The organism is Aminobacter sp. P4_D5 (genome assembly GCF_056401815.1).
This window is the reverse complement of record NZ_JBFUIP010000193.1, coordinates 1-9,933: the sequence shown is the minus strand read 5'-3', so window position 1 is coordinate 9,933 and position 9,933 is coordinate 1. Positions and strand designations below refer to the sequence as shown.

General features: G+C 63.2%; 12 protein-coding genes. 9 read left to right on the top strand and 3 right to left on the bottom strand.

The window, feature by feature from the left end; genetic code table 11:
* The 8 genes from rlmH to AC1DWF_RS27165 all read left to right on the top strand — a co-directional run.
* Positions 1–357: 23S rRNA (pseudouridine(1915)-N(3))-methyltransferase RlmH (rlmH, locus tag AC1DWF_RS27200; protein ID WP_476842269.1), on the top strand; the 357-nt coding region annotated here is incomplete at its 5' end.
* Positions 358–479: 122 nt separating this feature from the next.
* A complete protein-coding gene (locus AC1DWF_RS27195; protein ID WP_476842268.1) occupies positions 480–1,799 on the top strand; it encodes a murein hydrolase activator EnvC family protein in 1,320 nt (439 codons plus the stop codon).
* The gene (locus tag AC1DWF_RS27190) at positions 1,800–3,128 is read left to right on the top strand and encodes a S41 family peptidase (protein ID WP_476784006.1); all 1,329 of its coding nucleotides are present in this window, start codon (positions 1,800–1,802) and stop codon (positions 3,126–3,128) included.
* Positions 3,129–3,241: 113 nt separating this feature from the next.
* Positions 3,242–4,396, top strand: coding sequence for a divergent polysaccharide deacetylase family protein (locus AC1DWF_RS27185; protein ID WP_476787788.1), 1,155 nt, complete (start codon positions 3,242–3,244; stop codon positions 4,394–4,396).
* 3 nt (positions 4,397–4,399) lie between these two features.
* Complete coding sequence (locus AC1DWF_RS27180) at positions 4,400–4,918, top strand: RNA pyrophosphohydrolase (protein ID WP_476842267.1); 519 nt, start codon at positions 4,400–4,402, stop codon at positions 4,916–4,918.
* Between the two features lie 288 nt (positions 4,919–5,206).
* Positions 5,207–5,635: a nucleoside diphosphate kinase regulator gene (gene rnk, locus AC1DWF_RS27175; protein WP_476785448.1), complete on the top strand. Its 429-nt coding sequence runs from the start codon at positions 5,207–5,209 to the stop codon at positions 5,633–5,635.
* Positions 5,636–5,714: 79 nt separating this feature from the next.
* Positions 5,715–6,257: a GreA/GreB family elongation factor gene (locus tag AC1DWF_RS27170; protein ID WP_476785447.1), complete on the top strand. Its 543-nt coding sequence runs from the start codon at positions 5,715–5,717 to the stop codon at positions 6,255–6,257.
* Positions 6,258–6,316: 59 nt separating this feature from the next.
* On the top strand, positions 6,317–7,573 hold the full coding sequence (locus AC1DWF_RS27165; RefSeq protein ID WP_476842266.1) for a D-amino acid dehydrogenase: 1,257 nt from the start codon (positions 6,317–6,319) through the stop codon (positions 7,571–7,573).
* A 5-nt stretch (positions 7,574–7,578) separates the two neighbouring features.
* Here AC1DWF_RS27165 and AC1DWF_RS27160 read toward each other — a convergent pair whose 3' ends face one another.
* From AC1DWF_RS27160 to AC1DWF_RS27150, 3 genes are read right to left on the bottom strand one after another with little or no spacing between them, the layout of a single operon-like run.
* Entirely contained in the window at positions 7,579–7,977 is a 399-nt protein-coding gene (locus AC1DWF_RS27160; RefSeq protein WP_476785445.1) for a VOC family protein, read from the bottom strand.
* Positions 7,978–7,981: 4 nt separating this feature from the next.
* The gene (locus tag AC1DWF_RS27155) at positions 7,982–8,611 is read right to left on the bottom strand and encodes a transcriptional regulator (protein WP_476842265.1); all 630 of its coding nucleotides are present in this window, start codon (positions 8,609–8,611) and stop codon (positions 7,982–7,984) included.
* A gap of 59 nt (positions 8,612–8,670) precedes the next feature.
* On the bottom strand, positions 8,671–9,552 hold the full coding sequence (locus AC1DWF_RS27150) for a LysR family transcriptional regulator (protein ID WP_476842264.1): 882 nt from the start codon (positions 9,550–9,552) through the stop codon (positions 8,671–8,673).
* 183 nt (positions 9,553–9,735) lie between these two features.
* Between AC1DWF_RS27150 and AC1DWF_RS27145 the strand changes: the two genes are divergently transcribed.
* Positions 9,736–9,933: aldehyde dehydrogenase family protein (locus AC1DWF_RS27145; RefSeq protein ID WP_476842263.1), on the top strand; the 198-nt coding region annotated here is incomplete at its 3' end.

Here is a 9,933-nt window from a genome sequence, read left to right as displayed (position 1 = left end):
GAGATCGCTGAAAGCCGCGCGCAAAATGTCGACGAGCGTCGGCGCGAGGAAGCCGACAGGCTACGTGCCCAAATGGCGCCCGGAGCCGCGCTGATCCTGCTCGACGAGCGCGGCAAGAATCTCTCCTCACAACAGTTTGCCGACAAGATCGCTTCGCTGCGCGATGGCGGCCAGCGGGCGTTGATGATCGGCATTGGCGGGCCCGACGGCCATGATGTGGCGCTGCGCAACGAAGCACAGCTGCTGATTTCCTTTGGTGCCGCGACCTGGCCGCACCAGATGGTGCGCATCATGCTCGGCGAGCAGCTCTACCGGGCCGCGACCATTTTGTCGGGACATCCCTATCATCGCGCGTGAACGCCCGGAATTCGACAAAATGGCCGGGCAAATGTCCGCTCGCGGTCGTGCCCAACAAACATGGTTGATGGTTCGTTAACGATGCCGCCACTAAGGTCGCAGACATACAACCGGATCATCGCATGGCGCGGAACTCTCCAGTGAAGGCGTGGCTATCGCCGTGCCGCGGCATTGTCGCGGCGGGCATGATCACGCTTGCCTGCGGAACAGCTTCCTCCCAGGTGGGACCGCCGCTGCCGAACCCCGACCAGACGCGGTCCGTTTACGAAAGTGTCGCGCGCGACATCGAGCTGTCGGCCGAGCGCCGCGAAAAGCTGGCGRCTGAAATCGCGCAGGTGAAGAAGGACCACGCCTCGATCACCGCTGCGCTGATCCAGTCCGCAAAGACCGAACGCAAGCTCGGCCAGGACATCGAAGACATTGCCGGCAAGCTCGAAGGGCTCAAGGAGCAGGAGGCGGGCATCCGCACCTCGCTCAACATGCGCCGCGGCGTGCTGGCCGAGGTGCTGGGCGCGCTGCAACGCATGGGCCTCAATCCGCCGCCGGCGATCCTGGTCAAGCCGGAGGATGCGCTGTCGTCGATCCGCAGCGCGATCCTGTTGGGTGCGGTGGTGCCCGAGTTGCGCTCGGAGACCGACATATTGATGGCCGATCTCAAGGAGCTGTCGCGGGTGGTTGCCTCGATCGAGGCCGAGCGCGACCGCCTGACCACGGCGATGACGGCCCAGGCCGGCGAGAAGGCGCGACTCGATCTGCTGCTCGAAGCCAAGAGCCGTCTACGGGGCGAATCCGAGACGGCTTTGGCCGAAGAAACAAAAAAATCTGCCGAACTGGCGGCGCGAGCCGACAGTCTCAAAGAATTGATCGCAGCACTCGATGCGCAGGCGGCGAAGAAGACAGCCGATGCGGAGGCCGCGCGGGTGGCTGCGGAGGAGGCTGCTAAGGCCGCCAACGAACCTGTCGTGCCAGTCGTGCCGGAAGCCAACCAACTTATTGCTTCCGCACCGTTTTCTCTGCTGCAGGGACAGGTCGCGCTGCCGGTCACCGGGCGCATAAAACGCCGCTTCGGCGCCGCCGACGGCATAGGCGGAACCATGCTTGGGGACATGGTTGCGACACAATCGGGCGCCATCGTCACGGCTCCGGCGGATGGAAGTGTTCTTTATGCGGGGCCTTTCCGCTCCTATGGTCAACTCTTGATCCTCAATGCCGGCGACGGCTATCATGTCGTCTTGGCGGGGATGAGCAGAATCAGCGTCGCGCCGGGTCAGTCCGTACTAGCAGGCGAGCCGATCGGTGCGATGGGTGAGGCGAGGGTGGCGAGCACCTCAGCTTCGGAAAATGCGAATGCGACGCCGGAACTCTATGTCGAGTTCCGCAAGGATGGAAAACCCGTCGATCCGACCCCATGGTGGGCGGACCGCACCTCTGGAAGGACATAAATGATGCGTAAACTGTCGCTTCTGCTTGCCGGGGCGTTGATGGGAGCCTCAGCGATGAGCCTGGTGTACGGTGCACCCGGCTCAACAGCGAACGCGGCGGGCTCAGAGACCTACCGCCAGCTTGCTATCTTCGGCGATATCTTCGAACGCGTGCGGGGCCAGTATGTGACCCCGCCGGACGAGAAGTCGCTGATCGAAAACGCCATTAATGGCATGCTGACCTCGCTTGATCCGCATTCGTCATATCTCAACGCTGAAGCCGCCAAGGACATGCGCGTCCAGACCAAGGGCGAATTCGGCGGCCTCGGCATCGAGGTGACGATGGAAAACGAACTGGTCAAGGTCATCACTCCGATCGATGACACGCCCGCAGCCAAGGCTGGCGTTCTGGCCGGGGATTACATCTCCAAGATCGACGGTGAGGAAGTTCGCGGCCTGACGCTGAACGACGCGGTCGAAAAGATGCGTGGCCTGATCAACACGCCGATCAAGCTGACGATCCTGCGCCAGGGTGCCGACAAGCCGATCGAGCTTTCGATCATGCGCGACGTCATCAAGGTCAAGGCGGTCAAGTTCCGCGTCGACAACGATGTCGGCTACATGAAGATCACCTCGTTCACCGAGAAGACCTTCGATGACCTGCAAAATGCGATCGCCGAGATCAAGAAGCAGATCCCCGAGGACAAACTCAAGGGCTACGTGCTCGACCTGCGCCTGAACCCGGGTGGCTTGCTCGACCAGGCGGTCAGCGTCTCCGACACCTTCCTTGACCGTGGCGAGATCGTTTCGACCCGCGGCCGCGATCCGAAGGACATCACCCGCTTCGACGCCCGTCCAGGCGACGACATCGACGGCAAGCCGCTGGTCGTGCTGATCAATGGCGGTTCGGCGAGCGCGTCGGAAATCGTCGCCGGTGCGCTGCAGGACCTGCGCCGCGCAACCGTTGTGGGCACGCAGTCCTTCGGCAAGGGTTCGGTGCAGACCATCATCCCGCTGGCCGAGAATGGTGCGCTCAGGCTGACGACGGCGCTCTATTACACGCCGTCGGGCAAGTCGATCCAGGGCAAGGGCATCTCGCCTGACATCAAGGTCGACCAGCCGTTGCCGGCTGATCTGCAGGGTCGCGACGTCACACGTGGCGAATCCGAGCTCAAGGGCCACATCAAGGGCGTGGAAGAGAGCGACAAGGGTTCGGGCTCGGCAGCCTATGTGCCGCCGGAGCCGAAGGACGACCTGCAGCTCAACTATGCGCTTGAGCTGCTGCGCGGGCAGAAGACCGACCCGTCGTTCCCGCCCAACCCTGACAAGGCTGTGATGAACCAGCAGTAAATCAGGTCGTCGCCGGCCCACGGGGCTGGTTGCTTGATCGAGGCAATGCAAAGCTGCCGGGGCCGCAAGGTTCCGGCAGTTTGATTCGGGGAGCTGGCTGAGAGCGCGGGGTGGTGCAGATCGAAAAAGAAATCGACCGTCCGCTTGGGCAGGCTGCACGCCGCCCCGCTGGCAAGCGGTTTGCCCAGCTGCGCAAGGGACCATTGATCGCTGGCCTGTGCGCTGCGGCGGTCGTTGCTGCGTCGGCGTCGATCGCGCTTGGCCAAAAACCTTTCCGCACGCCGGAAGTCGTTGCGGTTTCAACACCGGAGACCGTTGCAGCACCCGCCCAGCCTGTAGCCAAGCCGAAGCCGGAGACCGCACCAAACGCGAGCGGCCCGGCGATCATCCATGTCAATCCGCCGGTGGGCGAGGACGGGGTCGTTGTGATCCGCGATCCGTCCGCTGTCGGGCAAAACCTGCGTATCGCCCATCTGCCCGAAAAGGCGCTGATCGAAGACAGCGCGAGTGGGCCGCTGCCGATACGGGCGGCCGACGGACGACGTCCATTTGACGTATACGCACGTGCCTGGTCGGGTGCGCGGGGCGCGCGGGTGGCGATCGTCATCGGCGGGCTCGGCCTGTCGCAGACGGGAACGCAACAGGCGATCGGCAAGTTGCCGCCGGAGGTCACGCTTGGCTTTGCGCCGCAGGGCAACAGCCTTGGCCGCTGGATGCAGGCGGCACGGCGCGAGGGCCATGAGATCGTCATGCAGGTGCCGCTCGAGCCGTTCGATTTTCCCAACGTCAATCCCGGCCGCAACACGCTGACCGTCGATGCAAGTGCCGACGAAAACCTGAAGAACCTGCGCTGGACGCTGTCGCGGACGACCAATTACACCGCTGTCATGAACTATATGGGCGCGCGTTTCTCGGCGAGCCCAGAAGCGATGGGCGCGATGATGGCCGAGCTCGGCAAGCGCGGCATCGGTTATGTCGATGATGGCTCGTCGGCGCGCAGCCTGGCACCCGAACAGGCGCTGAAGAACGGCGTGCCGTTCGCGGCTGGAGATACCATCATCGATGCGGTCCAGGATCGCGGCGCGATCCTCAACAAGCTCGACGAGCTGGAGCGGACCGCGCGCGCCAAGGGTTTTGCCATCGGCACAGGCAATGCATTCGACGTCACGGTGGATGCCGTGACATCATGGGCAAGCGAGGCGCGAAAGCGAGGCATCGAGATCGTGCCGATCTCGGCTGTCGCGAGCGACCCCGAACGAGGACAGTGACTGATGTCGAAGACCAGGACCGCGCCAGAAGACCTGCCTTACCGGCCTTGCGTCGGCATCATGGTGCTGAACACCAAAGGGCTGGTCTGGGCTGGGCGGCGGATCGCTGAACCAGACAGCGAATTGTCTGATACCGACCAGTTGTGGCAGATGCCGCAAGGCGGCATCGACAAGGGCGAGGAGCCTTTTCCGGCTGCCATGCGCGAGCTCTACGAGGAAACCGGCATGCGCAGCGTCACGTTGYTTGCCGAGGCACCCGGCTGGATCAATTACGACCTGCCGCCGCATCTCTTGGGCGTCGCCTTCAAGGGCAAGTATCGCGGCCAGACGCAAAAATGGTTCGCATTCCGCTTCGAGGGCGAGGAGAACGAGATCGCCATCGACCCGCCTCCCGGCGGCCATTCTGCCGAGTTCGACCGCTGGGCCTGGAAGCCGATGGTCGAGTTGCCAGAGCTGATCGTGCCGTTCAAACGCAGGGTCTATGATGACGTTGTCGCTGCGTTCAGGCATCTGGTGAAATAGCCCCTCCGGCCGCCGCCCTTGACAAGCAAGGCAGGGTCGGCGACTCTTCAGCCATGTGCACCATCGCTCATATCGGCAGCTTTGCCCTATTTCGGGTCTGCCCCATCGCGGGATACTAGCCCCGGCTCGGTCGCTATGCGACTTCCGAGCCCTTGGGGCCGATTTTTTTTCAACGCATGAAATCATGAGCACCGGGGCCGCGTAGCGGTTCGGGCTCCATTTGGGCACGTCCGTTCCGCGGACGGACCGGTCGCGCGCCTTTTTGATGCGCCGGCCGGACGATAATCTATGAGGCTTCCATTGCGCCAGAACATCAAGCAACGTCGCGAACACGAGATCGTGGTGAGCGAAAACGACTATGCCAGGCTGACCGGCTTGGCCGAATCCAGTCTCGAACGCCTGCCGGGCATTGCCGAGGAACTGCTTTCCGAAATGGAGCGGGCCAAGATCAAGCCGCTGAGCCGCATCCCGGCCAATGTGATCCGCATGGGCTCGACCGTGACGTTCCGCAGCGGCGACGGCGAGGTCAAGACGGTGACGCTTGTCTATCCAGGCAAGGCCGACATCGCCGAAGGCAAGGTCTCGATCCTGACGCCGGTGGGTGCTGCCCTGATCGGCCTTCGTGAAGGCCAGTCGGTCGCCTGGACCTCGCGTGACGGCCGTCGTCTCGAACTCGAGATCATCACGGTCGAAGTGCCACGCGAAGACGCCAATTGACGGGCGCGAGCTTCAACAGCAGCCCGATTTTCGAACCATGCCAGTGCCGGGCAAAGCCTAGCACTTGTGGAGCTATGCCATGTCCAAATGTCAGCTGACGACCAAGGATTTCGCCATCGTCAAAACGATGCTTGACCGCCTGGCCTGGTCGGGTGGCCCGCTTGTCGCCCTTTTGCGCCGCAAACTGGCTTCGGCGCATGTGGTGTTTTCAAACGAAGCCGATGCCGACGTGGTCACGCTGAACAGCCGCGTGACATTCAGCGTCGATGGCGGCGCGCCACATACCCGCATTGTCGCGCATGGGCCCATGGACGGCATGGTGGGCCAGATCATCCCGATCACCGTGCCACGCGGGCTGGCTTTGCTCGGCCTGCGCAAAGGTCAGTCGATCGTGGTCGACTGCGGCCGCGGCTCGACCGAAACCATTCGTGTCGACGAGATCCACTATCAGCCCGAGGCCGCGCGTCCCGGAATCACCACGCCGGAAGGCGATGCCGAGGCAACCGGCCGCCGCTTCCCGGTACTGGTATTCAGTTCCGATGAGCCGCAGTCCCTTGGCGTGCCAAGAAAAATCCGGCACACCTTGGGAAATGGCGATGACCCAGGCCCTTCGGCGGCCTGACGGGCGCCGCCTGTGAGTTTGTGCGTGCTCCCTTTCGGGGTCACGCACTTGGGGGCGCAATGAAGGTCATAGTCGTCGGCGGCGGCGTCATCGGAGTGACGACCGCCTATTATCTTGCCGAAGCAGGGCACGAGGTGGTCGTCTACGACCGCCAGAAGGGGCCGTCTCAAGAGACCAGCTATGCCAATTCGGGCGAGATTTCGTCCGGCTATGCCTCGCCAATGGGGGCACCCGGCATGCCGCTCAAGGCTCTGAAATGGCTCGCCATGAAGGATGGGCCACTTTCCTTCCGGCCGAAATTCGATCCCAAGATGTGGATGTGGCTGGCCAGGATGCTGCGCAACTGCACAGCAGAACGTTATCAGGCGAACAAGGCACTGATGATGGCGCTGGCCGAATACAGCCGCGATATGTTGCGCGTGCTACGCGAAGGCACCGACATTTCCTACGACGAACTCAGCCATGGCACGCTGCAGCTGTTTCGCACCCAGGAGCAGCTCGACGGCATCGGCTCCGACGCCTCCGTGCTCGACAAGTTCGAGGTGCCCTACGAGATCCTCGACGCTTCGGGCTGTATCGCGGCCGAACCAGGCCTTGCCGGTGCACGCCAGAACATAGTTGGCGGCCTGCGAATGCCGGATGACGAAACCGGCGACTGCCGGCTTTTCACCGAACGTCTGGTCGAACTGTGCAGCGAACGCGGCGTGATTTTCCGGTTCGGCAAGCGTGTCTACTCACTGGAACATGCGGGCGGGCGCGTTCATCAGGTCGTTTCGGACGATGGCATTGCCAATGCCGACGCCTTTGTGATGGCAGCCGGCAGCTATTCCGAACGCTTCATGCGCAAGCTGCACCAGCGCGTGCCGGTGTATCCGCTCAAGGGCTATTCGCTGACCATGCCGATCGCTGATGCCGACCGCGCGCCGGTTTCGACTGTCATCGACGAAACCTACAAGGTCGCCATTACGCGGCTGGGCGGCCGTATCCGTGTCGGCGGCACGATGGAAATGTCGGGTTTCGATCTGACCTTGGATGAATCGCGCCGTGCGCCGCTCGAACGGTCGCTGCGACAGCTGTTTGACGGTGCGGGAAGCTTGCGCGACGCGCATTTCTGGTGCGGTCTGCAGCCGATGACACCGGACGGTCCGCCGATCTTAGGCAGGACGAAATTGCCGAACCTGTTCATCAACACCGGCCACGGCATGCTTGGCTGGACCATGGCCTGCGGCTCGGGGAAAATCCTCGCCGACATGAWCTCCGGCCGCGAGCCGGAGATCGACGCCAGCGGACTTGGCCCCGAGCGTTATTGGGGTTGAGCTGTTCAAGCCGCCTTCAGCGACCGCGGAGCTTCCGCCGACTGGTACATCGAGATCGTGTGGCCGTCAGGATCGGCGAATTCGGACGACCAGCCGCCTGGCGCATGACTGACCGGGGTGACAATGGTCACGCCTTTGCCGGCCAGCGACGAGACGATGTCGTCGATACCGCCGTCAGCAATCTCGAAGACGATGATCGGGGAGTTGCCGGGCCGCGATTCCATCTGGAAGAAAATCAGGTCGACGCCGTTGGCGGTGCTTGCGATCAGCCAATCGCCTTCGCCCTCTCCGTCGCCATCCATGCGCTGGACATCCAGCTCCATGACATCGCGGTAAAAGGCCTCGGTCTTGTCGATATCCGAGACGTAGTAGCAGATGTTGCCGAGTTTGCATTTGCCGAACATTTGGTCACTCCGTGATTTCRGTTGCACGTCTGCTAGGTTGCCGTGCGRCATGGTTTTGTGAGGTGCCAATCACAAAAAGATGCCCGTCGGGGTCGTGGCTTGCGAGGAGTGTACCCGGTTGCCTTGCCATGGCGAGCAAGGAGCGCCTGATGTTGCCGAAGGCGAGCGCGCCGGCAAGGCCGGGAATTTCCGCAAGCGGAGTGCCGCCAAAGGCCAGCCAGCGGCGCCGGATCTCGGCGATGCGCTGGCGAAGTGCCGGGTCGGCAAGGCGTTGCAGCCAGGCGATTTCCTGTCGTGTGTGTCCGGTCAGGGCCAGAAGCGTCGTCGTGCGCAGGCTGGGCGGCAAGGTCGCGACGAAGCGAACCGGCACGGGGTCGCGGTCGGTTGGTTCGCAACTGCCGACGGCGAATGGCGCCTCACGTTTTCTCCGCCGGACTGCCGAACGCGCATCAAAAGTTGCGCGGCGCCGCAACGCGCCCTCCAGCCAACGCCGGTTTTCGATCTTCGACAGGTCGGTGCGCCCGGCTTCGACCGCTGCCACAAGGACCGTCTGCAGCAGGTCCTCGGCCTCGTCGGCGCGCCGAGTGGCACGCCGGGCCTTGCGCAGCAATTCCGCGTAGGGGCGGGGCAGCAAATCGGTATCCTCGCATGAAACGCCAGTGTTAGCGGATGTGCGAGATTGTCGGAAGGGGATTAGATAAACAGCRCTCGTTCGCGCTCCACCGACTTGGTGATGAAGCCCGCAACCGTCTGGATGCGGCGCAGTGGGCGGACGGATTCGTGGTAGACCAGCCAGTAGGCACGGCGGATCGGCGCGATCGCTGTCACCGGCACGATCTCAGAAATGGTGCGGGCAATGAAGGTGTGCAGGATACCGATGCCGGCGCCTGAGCGCACCGCCTCGACCTGCCCGAGTGCGGACGAAATCGAAAAGGCGGATTCCCAAGTGGGGCTGAACTCGGCGGCGTAGTCGAGCGAGKGGCTGACGACGAGATCCGGCACGTAACCGATCAGGCGATGTGCGGAAAGCTCGTCGCGCGACGACGGCAGGCCATGCGCCTCGGCATAAGAGCGCGAGGCAAACAGGCCGAGCGAATAGTCGACGAGTTTCGCCGCCACCAGCCGGCCTTCGCTCGGCCGCTCGGTGGTGATGGCGATGTCGGCTTCGCGCCGCGACAGCGAAAAGGTCCTTGGAACAGGCACCAACTGGATGCGCAGATCGGCGTGCTGTGCGGTGAGCGTACCCAGGCGCTGTGCCAGGAAGGCAACGCCAAAGCCGTCGGGTGCGCCGATGCGCACAGTGCCCGAAACCTCGTCGCCTTCGCCCGAGATTTCGGCCCGGGCGGTCAACATGTCGGCCTCCATGCGCTCGGCGACTTCGAGAAAACGCTCGCCGGTAGGCGTCAATTCGCTGCCGGTGGTCAGCCGTCGGAACAGCTTGGTCTTCAACGCCTCTTCGAGTGCCGCTACGCGGCGCGAAACCGTTGCGTGGTTGAGTTCGAGGCGCCGCGCCGCGCCGAGAATCTGGCCGGTGCGCGCGACGGCGAGAAAAATTCGGACGTCATCCCAGTTCATTGGTTGTTTCCATCCCTCAAGCGCAGGTTGGCGCGGCAGCCCATGCACCCTACTATGCATGAAATCGCATTCAAACTCCCGTTGTTGTTTATTTCGCGCACAACGGTTGCGTTCGCGCTCGCGTTGCAAAGGYGCGCGTTAAGCGGGACAATGGGCCATCAACAAAGAATTGGGAGAGAAGCAATGGTCGACTACGGTCATTTCATCGGCGGCAAGCATGTCGCCGGCACCAGCGGACGCAAGCAGGACGTTCTGCAGCCGATGGACGGCTCGGTGCGCGCCACCGTGGCGCTGGCCTCGGCTCAGGAACTGCGCGCCGCTGTCGAAAACGCCAAAGCGGCGCAGATCGGCTGGGCCGCCACCAACCCACAGCGCCGCGTG